This is a genomic window from Psychrobacillus syltrankelensis, from assembly GCF_055454035.1.
The window spans coordinates 1,995,804-2,017,999 of the sequence record NZ_CM144227.1 but is presented as its reverse complement, the minus strand read 5'-3'; the positions used below and the strand labels follow the sequence as shown (position 1 = coordinate 2,017,999).

Below are 22,196 nucleotides of genomic sequence, written 5' to 3'. Positions count from 1 at the left end.
TTCCTTGCTCCTGCGCAAGCTCGTCGCAGAAAAAACAATGCTCCTGCGCAAGCTCGTCGCAGATCATTCTAATAGGCTAAATGAATCTATGAAGAAGTTGAATAAAAAAAATTTAAAGGATTTTACAAGTTTAAAGCGAAATAAAAATAGATTATGTATTTAAAGGAGTTAAATGGAATGAGTCATCCACTTTTGATGGGAATGGAAGGTATATTTATACCAATTAGTGACCCTAAATTTTCAGCCTATTGGTATGAACAAAAACTTGGTTTTAAACTAATTTATATTGAAAATGAAGCTGCTGTTATGAAAATTCGGATATTTCTCAAACGGTAGTATGCCTTGTCAGAAGTATAAACCATCAACCAATGATATTCCCTGAGAATAACCTGAGAATAACTTTGATGTAGGGAAATATTTTAACTTCATTTCTAATGATATTGAAGAAACCCACAGATTGTTACTTGAACGAGATGTGCAAGTAGATTCTATTAGTGGGGATGGAACAACTAATTTTTTTACTTTTTATGATCCAGACGGAAATCCATTAGGTGTATGCCAGTCGTAAATTTTTTATTCCCATTAAAAAGGTAGCGGGTTTTAATAAGGTAATGGTAGTGGAGAATATGTTTACTATCTGATAGAGGAGAGGAATAGCGTGAAAGAACAACTATTAAGAATAGGTACTATTTATATACCAGTAACTAATGTGGAACTATCTTCTGGCTGGTATGTGAGTAAACTAGGTGCAGAGGTTAGCTATAAAGATGAAGATAAAGCAATACTAAATTTTGCAAACCAAAGCATATTTCTTGTGAAATCAAAAGAAAATCAAAGATCTAATTTCTATGATAGTTACGGGGAAGAACGTTTTTCTATGACTTTTGAGGTTAATGGGTTAAATGCTTTAAAAGCTATTCACCAAGATTTTAAAGAAAAAGAAATAAAAGTTGGTGAAATTGAAAACAGAGGTCACACGGGGAGAAACTTTGTTTTTTTTGATTTAGATGCTAATAAATTTGATGTGTGGAGTGAACTAAGTCCAATATTTAAGGAAAGATATTTTATAAAAGATTAGAGAAACTATCATCGCGTTAACGCTCTTATTATGGATTTATTTTAACTAATGAATTGGTAGGGAAGTTCAGGAAAAAAAAGCGAGGATATCCATTTTCAATGTCAAACGATCTCGCGCAAAGCACTCTGGAAACGGTGAAGACAAGTTGTCCTTTCGTTTTTCTCAGCACCAATGGATTTCGGCACAACACTAGTGCGCTTAGAAGGTAGTTTGTTATAGGATATTTGTGATGTATTTGATGGGCAAATAAAAAGAAGGAAGTGCTAAAACGATGAATTTAGAAATGGTTATGCATGAGCTTGAAGCCCTTGGCAAGGAACGAACTAAAAAAATATACATATCCAATGGTGCACAAGAACCACTTTTTGGCGTGGCTACAGGCGCTATGAAACCAATCGCAAAGAAAATAAAAATAAGTCAACGTTTAGCTGAAGAGCTATATGCCACAGGGAACTACGATGCAATGTACTTTGCAGGCATTATTGCAGACCCAAAAGCCATGACTGAGTCGGATTATAATCGTTGGATGGATGCGGCGTATTTTTATATGTTGTCCGATTTTGTAGTGTCCGTAACTTTATCTGAGTCAGATATTGCCCAAGAAGTTGCTGACAAATGGATTGCAAGTGGTGAAGAGTTGAGAATGTCAGCTGGCTGGAGTTGCTACTGCTGGCTTTTAGGAAATCGACTAGACGTTGAATTTTCAGAAAGCAAAATTTCCATTATGCTTGATAATGTGAAAAATAAGATTCACAATTCTCCAGAACGGACGAAATCGGCTATGAATAATTTTTTATACACCGTCGGTATTTCATATTTGCCGCTCCATGAAAAGGCAGTAGAGACCGCAAAGGCAATAGGTACAGTAGAAGTCAAACGGGACATGAAAAAAAGCAGTTTCCTAAATGCTTACGAAAGTATTCAAAAATTTGATAAAGGAAAGCTTGGTTTTAAACGCAAGTATGTAAGATGTTAAAACTAGCCTCGCATCGCGAAACGAGGGCTGCCGCTTCATTTTATCGGTGTCAGTCCCCTTTCGTATTAGTTTTCATTGATTCTAATTTTACAAAACGAAATATTTCTAACAAAATCACATTTAAGCTGACCCAGACTCCTCCAAAAACGTAACCAGCTACTACATCACTTGGGAAATGATTATTAAAATAAATTTGACTGAGTCCTACTAAAAATGAGACTCCAATTACCAAAAGAAACGCGCCTGTCTTAATCCATGTTATGTGAATATATCGAGCGAAAAGAAAAGATGTAAAGCCAAAAAAAGTCACTGTCATGAGTGTTTGTTCACTTGGAAATGACTCAGGTAATAGACTTGGACCAACACGAAGGAAAAAGTTAGATAATATTTCTGTTAGAAATGAACCACCAAGTAAAACGAAAAGATAAAAGGATGCATCCAACAAACGATTTTCTTTTTGGATCATGATGAAAATAAATGTTATGAGAGAAATGGTGAAAAGCAGATAAATAGAATCTAAATAGGAAAATCTTATCATCCAAGCCTTCCAGCTTTCATCGAAAATAGAATGTACGATAAAGGTAGTTATATTGTCAAACTCAGCAAATTCATTTGCTAAGAAATCTTGAATTAAGCTTACCATCAAGAAGAAAAGCGTTAGAAACAAGATAAATGAGAAAAGGAGTAAAAAACGAACTTTCCTTAATGATCGAAAAGTTTCAATCAACTTGTTAAGTAGTATAGAGATTGAAACGTACAGTTTTTCTTGATACTTATTAAATAAATAGTACATAAGGGTCAGTAAAACTAAGATAATTCCAATGATCACTAAATACTTTGAAATTGTTTTATGGTACAGTTCCCACTTGGGACCAAGAATCTTTCCTAGTGAAATAAAGGTTGATACCCATAAAAAAGCACCTATATAAGCATATAAGGCATATGTTCGAAAAGGCATACGTGTAATGCCGGAGAAATAACCAGTAATATGACGAATACCAGGGATGAAGAATGCAATTACGAGTAGTTTCACTCCAAAGCGTTCAAACCATACTGACGTCTTCTTTAACTTTTCGGGGCCGAAATGTATTTTATGGCCATGCTTTTCAAAAAAGCTAGGCCCTAATTTCATACCAATCCAATAAGAAATTGTCATTCCCAATGAAGTGCCAATCCCAGCTGTTAGAATGCTTACCACCAAACTAAAATGCCCCTGAAAAACCATCATTCCAGCATAAGTCATCAGAACTTCTCCAGGTAAAGGTAAAGCAAGTAGTTCAAGGAAGAGTGAAATGCCAAGCACATAGTATCCGTATTGTTCCATTAAACTTTGTATGAAGTGTGCCATGTCGCCCTCCAGGATTGTATGTTAATTCGATTGAAAGAAGGTTATCTAATAATTATCATGATAATTTGAGTTATTTAATAAATTCATTATAAGGCAATAATCTTTTTTTTAACAATTGAAGAGATTTGAAATAATAATCGTTCATTTATTTATTCTCTATTACCCGCTTTATCTCGTATTCGTTTTAGATTTACAAACACTAAACATAACTCCCATATCCATTTCATAAACTTCTTTTAAGATGAATGGGAAGAGACCATTCAATCGAAAAGGAGAGATACTATTGGGTTTAAATGAACACCATGTAACAATGAGAGTTTCGAAAAAACGGTTGAATTTTTTACCTTTTACTTACGTAAGAAAGAAAGTACAAACGAGTTTGCAATGGATTATATTAAAAAAAGCACGACCACCTAAGTTGAAATATATTCCTATTCCACCTAGAAAGTAATTAGTCTTATATCATTTCTATATTTGTATGAGGTTTTTTATTTGTTCTACCAGTATATAATGATTTAAAGAGTAAATTGGTGGGGAGGTTTTCAAGTGAAAATATACGCTCATAGAGGTTCGGCAGGGACGCATCCAGAAAATACAATTGCTTCTTTTAGAGAGGTAGCATCACTTCCTGTGCATGGTGTAGAGTTTGATGTTCATCAATCGAAAGATGGAGAACTTGTAGTTATTCATGATGAATCCATTGATCGTACTTCGAATGGACATGGTTATGTTAAGGATAAGACGCTTGCAGAATTAAAAGGCTATGATTTTGGTGGATGGTTTTCTACTAAGTTTAAAGGGGAAAAAATTCCTACCTTAAGAGAAGTACTTTACGTTTTTAAAGATACACATCACCATTTGAACATAGAATTGAAATCAGATGTTTTTCCGTATGTGGGAATGGAAGATACAGTTTATCAAATGTTAAAGGATTATAGATTAGAAAGCAGAGTCGTTATTTCATCTTTTAATCATGAAATGGTGAGGAACTTTAAAATGCTTGCGCCTCATATTGAAACAGCTATTTTATTTATGGAAGTCATGATAAAACCTGATGAGTATGCAACTATAGTTGGAGCAGATGCATTACATGCGTTTTTTCCAACAGCTTTTAGAGCAATGGGGAAAGAAGTTATAGATAGTGGAAGACAATTTCGTGTATTTACTGTGAATGACGAAATCTATGCAAATAAGCTACAAGAAATTGGTGTCAACGCTATTTTTACAGATTTTCCTGAAAGAATGTACCAGTTTTTGTGCTAAAAAAATCAGTATCTCTAGAAATGAAACAGACGATTAAAAAGAGGGTATCTCACTCGTCGTTAATCAAAAGACGATAGAGATATCCTTTTTTTTTAAAAGAAAGCATATAAATTTTAATGCCATGAACAATTTGATTTCCGATACAGGCGGACGTTTGAGAGTCAGACATATATAGTTTTTCCTTATTAGAAGCGGAGGGCAGCAATTTCTTAGGGATTAGCAAGTAAATCAATACACTATCCCCGCTCTCAAAGAAGGAATCGGCTTGATGCATACATCCAAATTCTTTAAAAACCACAGGTAATAGTGTAGGGCATGTTTCGTCCAAAGCACTAAAGAATTAGTGAAGCCAAGATGCACTAAAAGTATGCTTGCGCTGTTCTTATTTTCTCAATAATAAGTACATAAAGTAAGGAGCTCCAATTAAAGCAACCATAACTCCGGCTGGAATTCCATTTGGCTCAACAATATTTCGACCAATCATATCTGCAAAAAGTAATAACCAACCGCCAATTAATATAGCAATTGGCATAAACAATTGATGTCTTGGACCGACTAGTGACTTCGCGATATGCGGAGCCATTAATCCGATAAAAGCAATACCTCCCGTAACGGAAACCGCAGATGCTGCAAGTGCAACAGCGGCAAGCAAGAGAACAATTCGTTCCTTCTCAATGGATACTCCAACTCCAACAGCTACAGGTTCACTTAATCCTAGAAGATTTAACCTATTTGCTTTATAAAAAGTGAAAGGGATAAGAACGATTAGCCATGGTAAAAGTGCTAATATAAATGGCCAATCAGACCCCCAAATGTTACCTGCTAACCATTTTGCGATAAAATCTACTTTTTGACGCTCTGCTGATGAAATAAGTACAATCATCAAACCCGATAATGCCATAGAAAAACCAATACCGACAAGTATTAAGCGGACTGGCTGCAAGCCTACTTTTCGGTTATAAGATAGTATGTAAATAAAAAATGCAGTGAGTATGGCTCCGATAAATGCCACAACAGGAAGCATATATACAAAAGAACCTGGCTGTATAGGGAAAAATAAGAAAAATAGAGCTATTGCAACTCCAGCTCCAGCGTTTATTCCAATAATACCTGGGTCAGCCAAATCATTGCGTGTAATGCCTTGTAAGATTGCTCCAGATAGAGCCAATGCCATTCCTGCAAGAATTGTAATAACAATCCGTGGTAAGCGAACCGAAAATAAAACAAATTCTTCTTTAAACGTCCCATTACCTAATATGGTTGGTAAAAGTCGATTAAATGATAAAGAAGAGTAACCAATTCCAGCGCTAATTAATGCAGTTAACACAATTAGGGCAAGTAAAATTAGTAGGAGAATTCGTTGTTTTTTTAATAGCTGAGATTGGATCATTGGAATACACTTCCTCCTTTGCGCACAATGAGAAGGAAGAAAGGTAGTCCCATTATTGCTATGATCGCTGCAACGGGAGTTTCATAAGGAATGTTTATAGTACGGCCAAGTGTGTCAGCGATCAACATCATAATAGCGCCTACTACAACTGACATCGGAATGATAAATCGATAATCAGTTCCGACCACAGCCCGGACGATATGAGGTACCATTAATCCAACGAAAGCCATATTACCGACTATTGCTACAGATGCTCCAGCTAGTAATATAACTACAATAAAAAGAATCATTTTAATTTGAGCAGTTTTCTGACCAAGTCCAACAGCAACCTCTTCATTTAGACTCAAAATAGTAAGTTGTCTAGAGAGTAACAGAGCAACTAATATACCAATACCAATAAAAGGACTGATAATCTCTAACTGTTTCCAAGAGGTACCTATTAAACCACCTGCCGTCCACATGGAGACATCTTTTGAAACTTTAAAATAAATTCCAACACCATCTGCAATTGCATATAAAAAAGCAGAAACAGCGGCTCCAGCAAGTACAATTCGTAATGGAGAGAAGCCTCCTTTTTTCGCAGCGCTAATGCTGAATACCATAACAGCGCCTACAGCAGCTCCAATGAAGCACGCAATTGTAATGCCTAAATAGTTTGAAACAGGCAGAAGTGCAATCGTTATAGCAAGTGCAGCATTTGCTCCAGAAGTAAGTCCGAGTAAGCCTGGATCTGCCAAAGGATTGCGCGTTATTCCTTGCATAATAGCTCCAGATACAGCAAGTGCGGCTCCAACGATAATCGCTGCAACTTCTCGAGGTAGACGAATTTCACGAAGAATATTGATTTGATCATTTTTCAAATTTGAAAACATTGCATGCCATAAATCCTGGGTCGATGTTTGAGCTGCCCCAAATATCATAGCGACGATAAACATAGCGAATAGAAAAGCCAAACCGACAATGAACTTTATACTGAAATGAGCAGAAGATTTCATATTACGTTCCTTTCTCAATAATTAAGGAGGAATTCTTAGCTCGAATTCCTCCTTAATCATTACTTACTTAAAAAGTGATTTTTGAAGAAATCAAGTTGGTAGTCTAATGAAATTGGATCATTAAAATAAAATTCCTTCGCATTTGCTTCAAATACTTGATTATTCTTAACTGCTGGAATATTTTTGTAAACATCTGTATCTTGGAAAGAGTTATCTTGATCGGATGATTTACTGAAAATAACATAATCACCAGCAAATTGAGGTAAAACTTCTAATGATAATGCATAATATCCATCTTTTAATGCCATCTCTTTGACTTTCTCAGGCATTGCTAATCCCATAGCTTGATAAAGTACTTCAGTTCCGCGTCCCCAGTTATCTCCAAATACATATAATTGTTTGTCAAAGTTTTCGATTACTGAAACAGTAGCATCTTTGCCGATAACCGCTTTAATCTCTTCACCAGCAGATTTAGTACGTTCTTTAAAGTCATTAATCCAATCCTGTGCTTCTTTTTCTTTGTTTAAAAGTTTTCCTATTTCTAAATGCTGTGTTAAATAATCTAATTTTCCATAAGTGAATGTAACTGTTGGTGCAATTTCTTTTAATTTATCTAAGTTTTGTGCAGTAGAAAGACCGATGATTAAATCCGGGTCTAGTTCAATAATTTTTTCTAAGTTCTCTTCTGATACTTCTTCGACACCAGATAAATAGCTATCGTATCGTGGATTTTGTTTAGACCATGAATCTACGCCAACCATTTTTACCCCAAGAGCTGCTACGTTACCAGCAAAAGATGATACGACAACTACACGCTTAGGATTTGCGGGCACGTCTATAGGACCTTCTTCAGACTGATAAGTAATTGTCGTTGGTTCTTCTTTTTCTTCCGATGCTTTCGATTCTGTTTTGGTATCAGTAGAATCATTACCACAAGCTCCTAAAATTAGTACAAACAAAAATAATATAGGTAGTAATAATTTTTTCATCTTGTTATTCTCCTTTGAGTAAATTGTATGTAATGCACATTGGTTTATTTGTTCTTGGATCTTCACCGATTTCAGCATCTATATGGAACACATCTTGTAATACTTCTTGCGTAATAACTTCGTGACAGTTCCCGGCTTTAACAATTTCTCCGGCTTTTAATGCAATGATATAATCCGCAAAGCGCGCCGCTTGATTGAGATCATGCAAAACCATAACAATAGTACGTTTTTCGTCTTGGTTAAGCTTCTGAAGCAATTCTAGTACTTCTAGTTGATGAGCCATATCTAAATAAGTAGTTGGTTCATCTAAAAAAATTATTTCAGTTTCTTGAGCGAGAGCCATGGCAATCCAAACTCGTTGACGTTGTCCTCCGGATAGGGCATCGACAGGGGAATATTTAAACTCGCTTGTACCAGTTACTTGGAGTGCCCATTCAATTACTTCAAAATCCTTTTTTGTAAGCCGTCCGAAGCCTGTTTGATAAGGAAATCGTCCGTAGGAAACAAGTTCACCAACAGTAAGTCCACTTGCACTTTCAGGTGTTTGAGGTAAAATAGCCATCTTTTTTGCAAGTTGTTTCGTATTTTCCATTGCAACATTTTTTCCATCAAGTACGACAGAACCAGACTGATGAGCAATGATTCGTGTAATTGCTTTAAGCAAAGTAGATTTACCACAACCATTTGGTCCAATAATCGTAGTAATTTTTTGATCAGGTATTTCAACAGATAATTCTTTTACAATTAACCTATCACCATAGCCAATAGACAAATCATCTGTATAAAGACGAACCATACACTATACCTCCAATCTATTAGTTGCGTTAATAATTGATAACGATTATCATTATCATATGTTACTATATTTAATAAAATGCAAGGTGTCAACAATTACTTTTTTTGGTGGGAGACTGAAGGAAATGAAAAATTTATTTGATGTGACAATAATAGGTGGAGGACCAGCAGGACTTTATTCTGCTTTTTATAGTGGTTTAAGAGAAATGAAAACAAAAATTATTGAATATCAAACACAATTGGGCGGAAAAATTCACGTATATCCAGAGAAAATGATTTGGGATGTTGGTGGACAAACACCAATTTCAGGAGAAAGATTAATGGGCCAATTAATACAACAAGGACTCACATTTGATCCGGAAGTAGTGTTAAATGAGAAAGTGGAATCCATTGCTAAAGATGAGAATGGAAATTTTGTTTTACATACAGTTTCAGGACAGAAGCATTATTCTAAAACCATTATAATAGCTGTAGGCAGTGGAATATTAAAGCCAACAAAGCTTGAAATAGAAGGAGCAGAACGATTCGAAGTTGGGAATTTAAATTATACAGTAAAATCTTTGCAACACTTCAAAGATAAAACAGTTATTATTTCAGGTGGAGGAAATGCCGCGATCGACTGGGCAAATGAATTAGAACCAATTGCTAAAAAAGTATTTGTGACATACAGAAAAGATGCCCTGAATGGTCATGAAGCTCAAATAACTCAACTGGTTGAAAGTTCTATAACTTGTTACTTCAATACAACTATTTCCAAACTAATAGCAAGTGAGAATCATGACGTTATTCAACAAGTTGTATTAACTAATCATGAAACAGGGGAAATATCCTATTTAGATATAGATGAAGTGGTCATCAATCATGGATATGAGCAAGATGCAAATCTTTTAACGAATAGTAAAATAGATATCCAAATTGCTGAAAACTTTTATGTAGCTGGCACGAGTTTGAGTGAATCTTCCGTCGAGGGAGTATACGCTGCAGGTGACATTTTACAACATCCAGGAAAGCTGTATTTAATTGCAGGCACTTTCCATGATGCTGCAAATGCGGTGAATCAAGCAAAACAATATATTCAACCAGATGCAGATAATACTGCAATGGTTTCGTCTCATAATGAAGTTTTTAAGGAAAGAAATAGACAATTAATCAAACAACTTATTCAATAAAAAAAAGCTGAGTTAAATCGCTCAGCTTTTTACCACTTAGCTTTATGTTCCTCAATACACCCAAGCAATTGATGAATATGAAGGGATGGACCATTTTCTAACTGGATTTTTCCGCTATAATATCCTACCATTTGATGGACGTTTGAAGTGACAAGCTTTACATTTGTTTTTGCAATTCTGTGGAAAAATGGAGTGAAAGTTAAATTCACTTCATTTGAAAACTTAGTTTTTATTGTCCAAGGTTGCATGAAATCATTTGAATTATAGGTAAATAATAAATCTTCGTGAATTTTAGTTAGCTTACCATCGATGAAAATTCCGTTTTCCGTCATCCCAGTTCCATCTGTCCATTTCCCTCCAAAGTTCAGTCCAATTCGTTTGGAACCGACACGTTGGGAAGCAAAACCCCAATTCCATAAAGCTTCACGTGGCCAAACACCTCTGCCATAATCGAGCACAGAGAAATTATCCTCTGCTTGAAAAGAATAACGAGCATCTCCAATTTTTACGAAACCGGTAGTAGGCAATAGATGATGCTTCGCTGTAAATTGAAACTGTGTCCGACTCCATGGAATGACAACATTTAGTGATTCATCATCCAAAGGGTGTGAAATATGTAAATCAGCATGTAAAAAATCCCCATCGAAGTTAGGTATGGTAACCGTCATATGAGTTTCATTTTGTATATATAAAAGCTGAATTGACATTTCTTTTGAATGTAACTGAACACTTTCCAAAATCTGAGTAGGCATTTTCACTTTATTTCCTAAAGGAATTGTTACCGTCTTTTCAACGTAACGTTGCGTTTCATAATTTAAAAAATATACAAAGCAAACTGCTGCATAATCTAAGTGACTAATCGTTGCAGAAAAAAGGATTTCATCTCCAAACACACACCAATAATTCCACTTTTTCTTCCGCATATAGTGTCCTTTTAAATTGCTTTCAATGATTGGCTTCTTCGCATATCCAATCGCTTTTGGATTTAAATTGCCTTTTTCATCACAAAGGAAAGTAGGTAATGTAATTTCTTTCTCTGCATGTTGTGGCATTAGCCATCTTCCTTTCCAAACTAATTAGAAAAATAAACTTTTCTACTCAGTTTCTTTCTAAACTACATAACTTTTCTTGTTAAATTTTTGTTTTGAAAAATAAAATAGGATTCATTGAATCAATACTAGCATATATTTTAAACGAAATCATATAAACAGAAGAGAAGGAGGTGGATAATTGGCAACATATAACCGTGCCGCAGCAGTAGCCTATGCACAAAAATGGTGGAATAGTAATAATCCTAAGTTTCCGATATTCGATGTGGATTGTACAAATTATATTTCCCAATGTTTATTTGCAGGTGGTGCTCCCATGAGAGGGCAACCAAACAGGGGAAAAGGTTGGTGGCTTGGAAATCACTCGTGGAGCTATAGCTGGAGCACTCCACACGGATTACGATGGTATTTGGCAAAGTCAACAAAGGGTTTACAAGCGACCCAAGTGGATTCTCCTTCGAAATTAATACCGGGAGATCTTATTTTTTATGATTTTGAAGGAGATGGTAGATACGATCACTCGACGATTGTAACCAGTATCAAAGATGGTATGCCCTATGTAAATGCACATACAAATAATAGTAGAGACAGGTATTGGAACTACGAAGATTCTTATGCACATACACCAAAAACAAGTTATATTTTCTTTCATGTAAAAGACAACTTCTAACCGAACGAAAAGTGTAACCAAACGATGGATGTTTAGTTACACTTTTTTATATATTGCTCATATACATGGGAATGTTGCGAGAAGTTCAGTTGATATTACGAATAGGCTCCACGATTTTCCTTTATTTCATTCGCAGCAAGATTACCGAAAAAATAGATCGCGAAGTCACTTCACGATCCATACTTCTAATGGTAGTAGTGTAACCAATATTTCGTCCAAAGCACTCAGGAATTAGGGAAGCCAAGGTGGACTCAAAAGACGCTTTCGCGTTACTAATTATTTTACATACCACAATACTGCTAAAGTTTCTTCACCTGCATGAACTGCTAAAGCGGTGCTAATTTCCCCAATTGATACCTGAAGATTGGGAGATTGGTGCTGAAGATCATTTTTTAAAGCAATCGCTTGTTCTATTGCATTGGCGTGCATAATGTATACTAGATCTACACCCTCTGATTGTTCAGATTCAATTACTTTATTGATAAGATATTGTATAGCTTTTTTATGGGATCTAACTTTATCCAGTTCTTTTAATTCACCTTTGTTGTTGATTTGGATAATGGGCTTTATTTTTAACAAACTACCAAGATAAAACTGGGCACTACTAAGTCTGCCACCTTTATAAAGCTGGGTTAGGTTACCAATTAAAATGTAATTACGAAATTTAGTTGCTTCTTTTCTTAAAGTGAATGCAATTTCTTCAAAAGACAGTCCTTGTTCTTCCAAAAGCAAACCTTTTTCTACTAAACCTGTAATTCCTGCAGATAATGATAGAGAATCGATACACTCCACTTGAACTTGTGCGATCTCAGCACCATTCATAGAAGAAGATATAGTTCCGCTTAAACTCTTGGTAACATGGATAGCAATAATTGATTCATATTCTTTGCTAAGCTTTGTATAAAGTTCTGCAAATTCACCAGAAGATGGTTGGGAAGTTTTTGCATTTTCAGTACCATTTCGAATTCGTTCATACAGTTGTTCAGAAGTTAAATCAACTCCGTCTATAAACTGTTGTTGACCAAAAGATATATAGAGGGGAATAATATACACATCAGGATGCTCTTGAAGCAAAGTATTTACATATGCGCTACTATCTACTACCCAAGCTATTTTTTTCTTAGACATAAAAACACCCTATTCAATAAATTAGTTAATTAATTATAGCATAATATCTGTCATATCCTTAATAACCATTGTAAAATTACTATATTATAGATAATAATTATGGCTGTCTTTTCCACCACCGAGTATTCCAAGATTCCGCTAAATCATATCGATGCCGTATGAGAATGAATATAACTGCTATGGAAAGTGGCCATGCATGATATAATGATGGATTTACTAAACATATGAGTGCGTAAGAAAGAAAAGCTAAAAACATGCTCAATGTGGCACTTCTAATAATTAGTAGTAAAAGGGCAAAAAATAACGCCAATATAGCAAATAACAGAGAATTATAAGCTAATGCTACTCCAACAAAAGTTGCAATTCCTTTACCACCCTTAAATCTTAGCCAAAAAGGAAAAAGATGACCTAATATAACTAATAATCCGCCAATTGCAACTATAACTAAGGAAAAGTGATAATAAAAGCCGAAATATATAATTAGAATTCCTTTTAGTGCATCGCCTAAAAAAGTTAGAAAAAAAGCCGTTTTTCCAAGAACTGCACCAGCATTTCTTGCACCTAAATTTCCACTACGCATCGTTCGTAAATCAGTTTTTTTCCATTTGCCTACCCACCAAGCGGTAAGGAAGTTACCAATCATATAGCTAATAAACCAATAAAAATACATTACATCACCCCAAATAATTTGTTTGTGAAAGTAGAGAGAGGTTACTAAGTTTGAAAACAAGAGTTTTACTATTATTTTTACTAATATTATTTATATTAGCATCCTGTAATCCACAAACTGCTGCACATCCAACGGCCAAAAATGGAGAGTTAATATTAAGTAGAGAAGACTTCACTAGTACGGAGTTAATTCAACTAAATGGAGAATGGAAGTTCTTTTGGAAAGAATTGTTAACTGAAAAAGAGATCCAGGATAGGACTAGCCAAAACACACAAGCAACAGTGACAGTACCATCCAATTGGGAAGACACAGTAGGAACCTCCATTGGTTACGGAACTTATTATTTAAAGGTCATAATACCAGAAGAGAAAGTGGGCAATACTTTAGCAATTGCAACGACAAACCAGGATACATCATACACTCTTTTAATAGATGGAGCTAGGGTAGCTTCTAATGGTTATGTTGGCACAAGTCTTCAAACAAGTGAACCTAATTATTCAAATCGTTTAGTATACTTTACACCGAGGAATAAAGTAATAAATATTGTTTTACATATTTCAAATTTTATAAATCCGATAGGTGGTGCAACGAAGCCAATTTATTTTGGAACTTCAGAACAAGTTACAAGAACATATGAAAATACTTTAGCTTATACAATGTTCATTATAGGTTCCATATTGGTTATGGGAATTTATGAATTATTTATTTTCTTTTTTAGAAGGAAAGACAAAGTATTCCTTTATTTTGGTTTGATAAGTATTTTCATTTCTTTATATTCCATACTAAAACCACCGTATTATTTTAACCATTTTGTCGCTAAGATTCCTTGGATTTGTGCGAATCGCTTTGAAATTATTTGTATTTACATCCTTTTCATTCTATATTTATTTTTTGTGCGAACAATGTATCCTAAAGAAATGAAAAAAACACCAGTTTTTATAGGTATAATCATTTCTTTTATTGCTATGACCGTCACAATGTTAGCGGAGCCAATCTTTTATCAGCCACTTTTAAATTACTTTTTTATACTGATTACTATCCTTATGTTTTACATCTTATATGTGCTAATTTTAGCATATAAAAGAAAAAGGCCTACTATTTTTGTGAATTTATTAGCGAATTTAATATTTTTTAGTTCTGTAATAAATGATGTATTACTCTATCTAAATTGGATTCATTCCATTCCTTTTACAACAATTGGATTCTTTTTATATGTACTAATACAGTCAATCAATCTAAGTAAAGAATATGCTCGCAAATTCGAAGAAGCGGAGAATTTGTCCATTGATTTACAACAACTAAACGAATCGTTAGATGACAGAATTAAAGAAAGAACAGAGGAATTAAAACAAAAGAATGACGAGTTGAAAAAGTTGACCCTAGTAGATGGTTTGACGGGGATCTATAATAGAAGATATTTTAATGAATATGTGGGGAAATACTTCAAGGAAGCATTTTCTTCCAATCAGCATTTGTCTCTACTAATGATCGATGTAGATAATTTTAAAATTTATAACGACAACAAAGGACATATTGCAGGAGATGAATTATTAATCCACTACTCTCAGCTAGTGAAAGAAATGTGCAGTGGTTACACATTTGTAGCAAGATATGGGGGAGAGGAATTTGCGGTCGTTTTACCAAGTGTTTCATTACAAGAAGCTACACATTTTGCAGAAAACCTACGATTATTAATAGAGGAACAAAAGATTTCAAGTGCGTTTGACGATAATTATGTCACAATTAGTGTTGGTGTTTCATCGACGGAACATCATTCATTTAAACAAAAAGAAGAATTAATTGAGCGAGCGGACAAAGCACTTTATGAATCAAAGAAAAACGGAAAAAACCGTGTAACTGTGCTATGAAAAAAGCAAGACTGTTATTGCACTAAATTAATTGGTATGATGTTAATAATCATTCACGTTTATTAAAAGGGAGTTTTTCAAAAAATGATAGGTCAATCATTAACTGTTCGCGATGCGATTATTCAACGACGTTCCATAAAGCAATTTAACGGTCAACCAGTAGAAAGAGAAACATTATTAGCTATCTTAGAAGACGCAATATGGGCACCAAATCATCAGTTAAGACAGCCATGGCGCTTTGTTATTGCTTGTGGAAAAGAGCAAGTAGAATTATATGACGTGTTAAAAGAATTTGCGATTCCAAAATGGAAAGAGCTTCCAGAAGACGATTTAGAAAAACAAATGAAAAAATTTACAACACCTGGTGGATATGTATTTGTAATCGTTCCTGAAGACCCACGTCAGAAGGAGAGACTAGAGGATTATGCTGCAGCCAGTATGCTAGTACAAAATGTACAATTGCTCGCTTGGGACCGAGGAATCGGGTCTTGTTGGAAAACACCAGGATTTTTAGATAATCCAAAATTCCGAGAAGCACTTGGTATTAAACCAGGAGAGCGCATCATTAGCATGTTTCAAGTCGGATACTTCGATGAAATGCCTAAACCAAAACCACGTAAAAGTGTGGAAGAATTAATTACGATATTTGAAAAGCAACAATAAGTAAATGGAAATGGCTATCTCGCATAGAGATAGCCATTTATTTTTTAACTACTAAAAAAAGAAGTGGAGCTATCAACCGAGACTAGTTTGAGTCCCCGCAACCAAATGGCACCTACCCAAGACCAGTTTAAGTAGTACCGCAATTATTTCTCCCTATAATAAGACTTATAGATAACTCTAATTATGTAACTAAAAAACCACATGGATCTTAGAAATCCATGTGGTTTAATAAGCATTATTTTTTTAGATCTTCTTTTGAAAGTTCTGCAAGCTCGTAATAGTAGTCTCCGATTACACGTAAGCCTTGATCGAAGTTTTCTAAATGGAAATGCTCGTTTGGTGCATGGAAGTTTTCAGTCGATAAGCCGAATCCCATTAGCACTACTGGTAAGCCTAGAATTTCGTCGAAAGCTGCAACGATAGGGATGGAGCCACCACCGCGTGTATATGCTGTTGGTACATTGTATACTTTTTCGTAGCTACGACCAGCCGCCTGAATTGCTGGATGATCGAATGGTGTGATAAATGGTTTTCCTTTATCAAATTCAGTTAAAGTCACTGTGACACCAGCTGGTTTATTCTTTTCAATATGTGCTCTAAGTTTAGCAACAATTTCATCTGGATCTTGGTCTGGTACTAAACGACACGTGATTTTAGCTCCAGCTTCACTTGGTAAAACTGTTTTAATCCCTTCCCCGGAAAATCCACCGAATACACCGTTAATTTCTAAAGTTGGACGAACCCAAACGCGTTCTAAATGAGAATAGCCTTTTTCTCCGAATAATTCGTCCACGCCAATCTCTTTTTTCAGTTCTTCTTCATCGAAACCTAGTGCTTTGTATGCTTCTCTTTCTTCTTCTAATAAAGGACGGACATTTTCATAAAAACCTTCTACTTCGATAGTGCCTTCTGCATCACGGAAAGAATCCAAAATGGATACAAGTGCATGAATCGAGTTTTGAACCCCACCACCATACAAACCAGAGTGAAGATCGCTTTTTGCGCCTTTAACATCAATTTGCACGCCACAAAGACCGCGTAATCCGTAACAAACTGCTGGTTGACCAGGTCCTTGCATTCCAGTATCCGAAATGACGATTACATCTGCGGCTAGTTTTTCTTTATTATTTTCTATATATTCTTCTAAATTAGGACTACCTACTTCTTCTTCGCCTTCAATTAAAAGCTTTACGTTAACTGGAAGAGTTCCTTCTGTTTGAAGAAGAGCCTCAATCGCTTTTACATGCATGAATACTTGCCCTTTATCATCGCTAGCTCCACGAGCATACAATTTATTGTCTCTTACTTGTGGTTCAAAAGGTTCGGTTTCCCATAGGTTTAATGGATCCACTGGTTGTACATCGTAATGACCATAAATCAGCATCGTTGGTTTTCCTTCTGCATGTAACCAATCGGCATATACAACAGGATGTCCACTTGTTCTATCAACGATTACATTTTCTAAACCAGCTTTCGTTAAAGAATCTGCTAACCATTCTGCTCCTTTTTTCATGTCTTCCTTATGTTCTGATAAAGAAGAAATACTTGGAATGCGTAAGAATTGTTTCAACTCTTCTAAATGTGCGTCTCTTTTTTCAGTAAAATATTTATCTAATGTAGAAAATTGGCTCACTAGAATCCCTCTTTTCATAAAATTTCGTGAATAGAAATAGTATAGCATAAGATTTGTGACAACTAAAATCACAGTATGCTATAGTAATAAAAAGAAATATTGTTCGACTTTATCATTTTAGGAGGATACAAAATTGTACACAGAGTTTGTACTACTAGGTTTTGCACTACTTGTTTCGTTTTTTTTATCGGGTAGTGAAACAGCATTAATGACAGTTAATAGGACGAAGGTCCGGTTGCGAGCAGAACAAGGAGATAGGGATGCTGAAAAATTACTTGTTCTTTTATTAAAGCCGGACCGTATGACAATTACTATTCTGGTAGGAAATACAGTAGCGAACATAGCGATGACAGTGCTTTTAATCCTTATTTCAGAACATTATCAATGGGATATAGTTTGGTCTGTAGTGACATTGACTGTCGTCATAATATTATTTGCTGAAGTGCTTCCGAAAACAATTGCTGCAACTTTTTCGGAAACAATTGTTTATAAGGTGGCACCATTAATAAGACTGTTTGTGAAGTTGTTTAAACCACTAGCTTTTTTAATAGCTGAACTGATTAATATGATGATTCGAATCGGATCCAAAGGTGCTGTTAAAGAAACGACCATATCAAAAGAAGAACTTTTAAATATGGTAGATATAGCCTCAACAAATGGGACGTTTGAAGAAGAGGAGTCCGAGCGAATAAAGGGAATTCTTGACTTTCCAAACAAAGATGTATCTGATGTGCTTTCTACGCATCGTACAGAAATGGTTGCAATTCCTTTGGAAGCTACTTATGAAGAAGTCCGTGATACGATACTGGAGCATTTTTATACGAGATATCCTGTTTATGAAGAAGATATGGATACAATAGTAGGGATGTTTTATTCCAAAAAACTTATTGAGTGGTCGATGTATCCATCCAAAAAGTTGGAGGAAATTATTGATAAGGATCCGTTGTTTGTAGTGCAGACATTAAGTGTTGAAAGAGTATTTAAACTAATGCTAACGCATAAAAAACATATGGCGATAGTCTTAGATGAATACGGTGGAACACTTGGAATAGTTACGCATGAAGACTTAATTGAAGAAATGATTGGACAAGAAATAGAAGACGAAACGGATGATGATGAAGAAATTTTAGTTCATGAAATAACTGAAAATCGATTAGTCTGTGCTGGACGTATAGAAATTGAAGAAATTAATCAATTATTTGATATTAACATTCTAAACGAAAATGACACAATTGGTGGATTTGTTCTAGATCAACTAGGCCATGTACCTGAAGAGACCGAGCAGTTTTCATACGAAAACTTACTTATCGAAGTAAATGAAATGGATCGAAACCGTATTACAAAATTAACGATCATAAAAAAAGAAATCATACTTCCCGAAACGCAAGAGAGTTTATAGCTCCTTGCGTTTTTTTATGACCACATGTAAAGAAATAGTGCGTCTTTATAGATGGATTGAAGCGAAGGGGCGGCGACTCCAGCCGGATGAGGGAGACAGATGAGCCATCGCATGCGAACGCGTAGGGTCGGCGATGGATCATCGCTCCCCCGGCGGAAAGCGTCCGCCCTGCAGCGAAAATCCCAGCGGCAACTAGTACGCACTATTCCTATAAAGTGTAAACCGCATGAGGAGGAAAGTTGTGGTACTTATCAGATGCTACTTGGTAATGTTTTACTTACACGTTTGTAATATAGTTGAAAGAGAATCCGATGGAGTGAAAGGTTGTTATTTGGCATTATATAGGTAACAAGAGAAGATGAGCGGAGGAAAAAATATGCAAGTAAATATAGAAGGCGTATACGAGGAATACAACCGTTACATATATTTTTTATGTTTGAAATTAACTAAAAATCAAATAGATGCAGAAGATTTAATGCAAGAAGTATGGATGAAAGTGGTAAGATACGAATCTTATATGAAAGAAGTAGATCATGTAAAAGCCTGGCTAACTACTATTTGTATGAATACATTTCGTGATCGTTACCGCAAACAAGCAAGACGAAGTAAATACATTGCAAATCAGCCAGAACAACTAGACGTTTCTATTCTAGATTTAATAGCTGCAGATGTTTTATCAGTTGAAGAGCAACTGGTAAAAGAAGATGTTGGCGAGATTGTTCGCTCTAAAGTTGCAGAGTTAGATGGCATCTATCAAAAAACAGTTTTGTATTTCTATGTACATCAATATTCTTTAATTGAAATAGCGGAAGTGATGAAAGTTTCTATCGGTACCGTTAAGTCTCGATTATTTAGAGCGAAACAACGATTGAAAGAATTAATTATGAATGATGAACTTGCGAAGGATTCATTAGTTTTAGTGTAATAGGAAAAGGGCTTCCCGACATTTTAATGTTGGGAAGCTCTTTTTGTTTTTAAAAAGTATAATAGTTAATTTGGTCTCTTTAATAGTTAAATTGGTTGCTGTTAGGTATGAATTGGTCTCTTTTACAGAAGGATTGGTTGCTGTTGAGTATAAAATGGTCTCGCATTGCCTTTTACTGTAAGGAAAAGTTCTGAATAGATTAAAAAAGACCCCAAGTCTCTATAACTTGAGGTCGGTTGACACACTTATTCTTCTATTACTTCCTTGCCAGTAGAGAACCATTCTTCAACGTTCCACACTTTTGTTACTAAGCCTTCGTAGAATTCGGGCTCATGGCTTACAAGGACGATTGTACCTTTAAATTCTTTCATCGCGCGTTTTAATTCTTCTTTTGCATGAATGTCTAGATGGTTCGTAGGTTCATCAAAAATTAACCAGTTACTTTCTTCCATCATCAATTTACATAATCGCACTTTAGCTTGTTCTCCACCACTTAAACTAGAGAGAGGACGGGAGATGTGTTCACTTTTCAAACCAGTGCGAGCAAGTGCGCCACGAACTTGGTTTTGTTCCATGCTAGGGTAAGTTTCCCAAATAGATTCGATTGGTGTTATATTCCCGGCTATTACTTCTTGTTCAAAATAAGAAGGGAATAAGAAATCTCCGCGTGTTACTTTTCCACCTAGAGCTGGAATTTTGCCTAACATCGTCTTAAGTAAAGTAGATTTACCAATCCCGTTCATTCCAACAAGTGCAATTTTTTCACCGCGTTCAATGGTGAACGTTAATGGCGGAAGCAGTGGGTTATCATAACCGATTTGTAAATGATCTGCTTCCACAACATAGCGGCCAGAACTACGAGATTCTTTAAAACTAAATTCTGGTTTCGCAGCTGTTTCTGGACGGTCAATACGCTCAATACGGTCTAGTTGTTTTTGACGAGATTTTGCTCGTCCTGTTGTGGAATAACGTGCTTTATTTTTAGCAATGAAGTCCTCTTGCTTCTTAATAAAATCTTGTTGCTTTTCATATGCATCAATATGCTGTCTTTTATTCAACTCGGCTAGTTCTAAAAATTTATCATAGGATGCAGTATAACGAGTCAACTTCGAGAATTCAAGGTGGAAGATGACATCTACAATGCCGTTCATAAATTCCGTATCATGCGAGATTAATAAAAACGCATGTGGATAGTTTTTTAGATAGTTAGATAGCCAATTCACATGTTCTTCATCTAAATAGTTTGTAGGCTCATCTAGTAATAATACTTTTGGTTTTTCTAATAAAAGCTTGGCAAGAAGAACCTTCGTACGTTGACCACCAGAAAGTGCTTCAACTGGACGCTCTAAACCAATTGCATCTAATCCTAGCCCACGTGCAACCTCTTCTACTTTCATATCCAATGAATAAAAATCACCAGCATCCAAAGCATCTTGAATTTCTGCCATTTCTTCAAGTAGAACTTCTAATTCTTCTGGAGTTGCATCTGCCATTTTTGCTATGATTTCATTCAACTCTTCTTCTTTTTTGTAAAGAGGTAAAAAAGCATCTCGAAGTGTGTCAAACATCGATCGACCTTGTTGAAGACGAGTATGTTGATCTAAATATCCATAATGTGTACCGGGTAACCATTCAACACGACCCTCATCATAAATAATTTCACCTGTTAAAATGTTCATCAAAGTTGATTTACCAACTCCATTTGCACCAACAAGTCCAACATGCTCTCCTTCCACTAAGCGAAATGAAACCTCTTTAAAAAGAGTGCGATCTCCAAATGTATGTCCTAAATTTTCTACGTTTAATAAGCTCATCTATTATTTCCTCCAAAAAAGAAAGCTCGGCAGAATACAAATCTGCGAGCTTTCAGACTGTTGATAAACGCTTTCTTTCTTCGTTGCAAGTAGTACCTGACTGCGAAGCGTTTTCAAAACAGTCTTAGGTATCACTTTCGAAATATAAGTAGTCTTCAATCTTTAAGCGATAAATTTACAAATCCGCGAGTTGTTTGTTTAGTTCTGCAAGGTTTTCTTCCATTTTAGCTAGTCTACGTTCGGCATTCTCTAATTGAGCAGGATATCCGTTAGATTCTAATTTTTCCATATCACCCTGTAATCGGATATAGTCCATTTTCAATTCAGCAATTTCCATTTGCAGTTGGTTTTTAGTCATGAAAAGTCACCTTCAG

Annotated in this window: 21 protein-coding genes and 1 pseudogene; 11 read left to right on the top strand and 11 right to left on the bottom strand. The window is 35.4% G+C overall.

All coding sequences use genetic code 11. The features are described from left to right. Positions 1 to 177: 177 nt before the first annotated feature. From ACTSKG_RS09740 to ACTSKG_RS09730, 3 genes and pseudogenes are all read left to right on the top strand, one after another. A pseudogene (locus ACTSKG_RS09740) lies at positions 178 to 568 on the top strand (VOC family protein). 90 nt (positions 569 to 658) lie between these two features. Further along, entirely contained in the window at positions 659 to 1,078 is a 420-nt protein-coding gene (locus tag ACTSKG_RS09735; protein WP_464754408.1) for a VOC family protein, read from the top strand. 271 nt (positions 1,079 to 1,349) lie between these two features. Further along, positions 1,350 to 2,054, top strand: coding sequence for a DNA alkylation repair protein (locus ACTSKG_RS09730; RefSeq protein ID WP_464754407.1), 705 nt, complete (start codon positions 1,350 to 1,352; stop codon positions 2,052 to 2,054). A gap of 49 nt (positions 2,055 to 2,103) precedes the next feature. Here the strand turns inward: ACTSKG_RS09730 and ACTSKG_RS09725 are convergent, their stop codons facing one another. Further along, a complete protein-coding gene (locus tag ACTSKG_RS09725; protein WP_464754406.1) occupies positions 2,104 to 3,402 on the bottom strand; it encodes a bifunctional DedA family/phosphatase PAP2 family protein in 1,299 nt (432 codons plus the stop codon). Positions 3,403 to 3,685: 283 nt separating this feature from the next. On the opposite strand from ACTSKG_RS09725, the gene ACTSKG_RS09720 reads away from it, so the two are divergent. Both ACTSKG_RS09720 and ACTSKG_RS09715 read left to right on the top strand, forming a co-directional pair. Then, the gene (locus ACTSKG_RS09720) at positions 3,686 to 3,853 is read left to right on the top strand and encodes a hypothetical protein (RefSeq protein WP_464754405.1); all 168 of its coding nucleotides are present in this window, start codon (positions 3,686 to 3,688) and stop codon (positions 3,851 to 3,853) included. 95 nt (positions 3,854 to 3,948) lie between these two features. Continuing rightward, positions 3,949 to 4,665, top strand: a complete 717-nt coding sequence (locus ACTSKG_RS09715) for a glycerophosphodiester phosphodiesterase (RefSeq protein WP_464754404.1) — start codon at positions 3,949 to 3,951, stop codon at positions 4,663 to 4,665. Between the two features lie 382 nt (positions 4,666 to 5,047). Here the strand turns inward: ACTSKG_RS09715 and ACTSKG_RS09710 are convergent, their stop codons facing one another. From ACTSKG_RS09710 to ACTSKG_RS09695, 4 genes are read right to left on the bottom strand one after another with little or no spacing between them, the layout of a single operon-like run. Then, positions 5,048 to 6,055 (bottom strand): FecCD family ABC transporter permease, encoded by a 1,008-nt coding sequence (locus ACTSKG_RS09710; protein WP_464754403.1) that lies wholly within the window; start codon positions 6,053 to 6,055, stop codon positions 5,048 to 5,050. After that, complete coding sequence (locus ACTSKG_RS09705; protein WP_464754402.1) at positions 6,052 to 7,050, bottom strand: FecCD family ABC transporter permease; 999 nt, start codon at positions 7,048 to 7,050, stop codon at positions 6,052 to 6,054. Before ACTSKG_RS09705 ends, ACTSKG_RS09710 begins: the two co-directional genes overlap by 4 nt. 59 nt (positions 7,051 to 7,109) lie before the next feature. Then, a complete protein-coding gene (locus ACTSKG_RS09700) occupies positions 7,110 to 8,039 on the bottom strand; it encodes an iron-hydroxamate ABC transporter substrate-binding protein (RefSeq protein ID WP_464754401.1) in 930 nt (309 codons plus the stop codon). Between the two features lie 4 nt (positions 8,040 to 8,043). Continuing rightward, positions 8,044 to 8,835, bottom strand: coding sequence for an ABC transporter ATP-binding protein (locus ACTSKG_RS09695; RefSeq protein ID WP_464754399.1), 792 nt, complete (start codon positions 8,833 to 8,835; stop codon positions 8,044 to 8,046). Between the two features lie 124 nt (positions 8,836 to 8,959). Between ACTSKG_RS09695 and ACTSKG_RS09690 the strand changes: the two genes are divergently transcribed. Further along, positions 8,960 to 10,003 (top strand): NAD(P)/FAD-dependent oxidoreductase, encoded by a 1,044-nt coding sequence (locus ACTSKG_RS09690; RefSeq protein ID WP_464754398.1) that lies wholly within the window; start codon positions 8,960 to 8,962, stop codon positions 10,001 to 10,003. A 29-nt stretch (positions 10,004 to 10,032) separates the two neighbouring features. Here ACTSKG_RS09690 and ACTSKG_RS09685 read toward each other — a convergent pair whose 3' ends face one another. Continuing rightward, positions 10,033 to 11,055, bottom strand: a complete 1,023-nt coding sequence (locus ACTSKG_RS09685; protein WP_464754397.1) for a DUF2804 domain-containing protein — start codon at positions 11,053 to 11,055, stop codon at positions 10,033 to 10,035. A 178-nt stretch (positions 11,056 to 11,233) separates the two neighbouring features. Here ACTSKG_RS09685 and ACTSKG_RS09680 point away from each other — a divergent pair, with 178 nt between their 5' ends. Beyond that, entirely contained in the window at positions 11,234 to 11,722 is a 489-nt protein-coding gene (locus tag ACTSKG_RS09680) for an amidase domain-containing protein (protein ID WP_464754396.1), read from the top strand. Positions 11,723 to 11,998: 276 nt separating this feature from the next. Here ACTSKG_RS09680 and ACTSKG_RS09675 read toward each other — a convergent pair whose 3' ends face one another. Beyond that, positions 11,999 to 12,850 carry a DegV family protein gene (locus ACTSKG_RS09675; RefSeq protein ID WP_464754395.1) on the bottom strand — a complete coding sequence of 284 codons (852 nt, stop codon included), beginning with the start codon at positions 12,848 to 12,850 and terminating at the stop codon, positions 11,999 to 12,001. Positions 12,851 to 12,947: 97 nt separating this feature from the next. Next, complete coding sequence (locus ACTSKG_RS09670) at positions 12,948 to 13,520, bottom strand: glycerol-3-phosphate acyltransferase (protein ID WP_464754394.1); 573 nt, start codon at positions 13,518 to 13,520, stop codon at positions 12,948 to 12,950. Between the two features lie 50 nt (positions 13,521 to 13,570). On the opposite strand from ACTSKG_RS09670, the gene ACTSKG_RS09665 reads away from it, so the two are divergent. Then, positions 13,571 to 15,388, top strand: a complete 1,818-nt coding sequence (locus ACTSKG_RS09665; protein ID WP_464754393.1) for a sensor domain-containing diguanylate cyclase — start codon at positions 13,571 to 13,573, stop codon at positions 15,386 to 15,388. 84 nt (positions 15,389 to 15,472) lie between these two features. Then, the gene (locus ACTSKG_RS09660) at positions 15,473 to 16,051 is read left to right on the top strand and encodes a nitroreductase family protein (protein ID WP_464754392.1); all 579 of its coding nucleotides are present in this window, start codon (positions 15,473 to 15,475) and stop codon (positions 16,049 to 16,051) included. Between the two features lie 235 nt (positions 16,052 to 16,286). Here the strand turns inward: ACTSKG_RS09660 and ACTSKG_RS09655 are convergent, their stop codons facing one another. Beyond that, positions 16,287 to 17,702, bottom strand: a complete 1,416-nt coding sequence (locus ACTSKG_RS09655) for a dipeptidase (protein WP_464754391.1) — start codon at positions 17,700 to 17,702, stop codon at positions 16,287 to 16,289. Positions 17,703 to 17,817: 115 nt separating this feature from the next. Between ACTSKG_RS09655 and ACTSKG_RS09650 the strand changes: the two genes are divergently transcribed. After that, positions 17,818 to 19,083 (top strand): hemolysin family protein, encoded by a 1,266-nt coding sequence (locus ACTSKG_RS09650; RefSeq protein ID WP_464754390.1) that lies wholly within the window; start codon positions 17,818 to 17,820, stop codon positions 19,081 to 19,083. Positions 19,084 to 19,459: 376 nt separating this feature from the next. Then, entirely contained in the window at positions 19,460 to 20,008 is a 549-nt protein-coding gene (locus ACTSKG_RS09645) for an RNA polymerase sigma factor (RefSeq protein ID WP_464754389.1), read from the top strand. 245 nt (positions 20,009 to 20,253) lie between these two features. Here the strand turns inward: ACTSKG_RS09645 and abc-f are convergent, their stop codons facing one another. After that, on the bottom strand, positions 20,254 to 21,822 hold the full coding sequence (abc-f, locus tag ACTSKG_RS09640) for a ribosomal protection-like ABC-F family protein (RefSeq protein WP_464754387.1): 1,569 nt from the start codon (positions 21,820 to 21,822) through the stop codon (positions 20,254 to 20,256). Positions 21,823 to 21,997: 175 nt separating this feature from the next. Next, positions 21,998 to 22,180: an SE1832 family protein gene (locus tag ACTSKG_RS09635; protein ID WP_464754386.1), complete on the bottom strand. Its 183-nt coding sequence runs from the start codon at positions 22,178 to 22,180 to the stop codon at positions 21,998 to 22,000. Between the last annotated feature and the right edge of the window lie 16 nt (positions 22,181 to 22,196).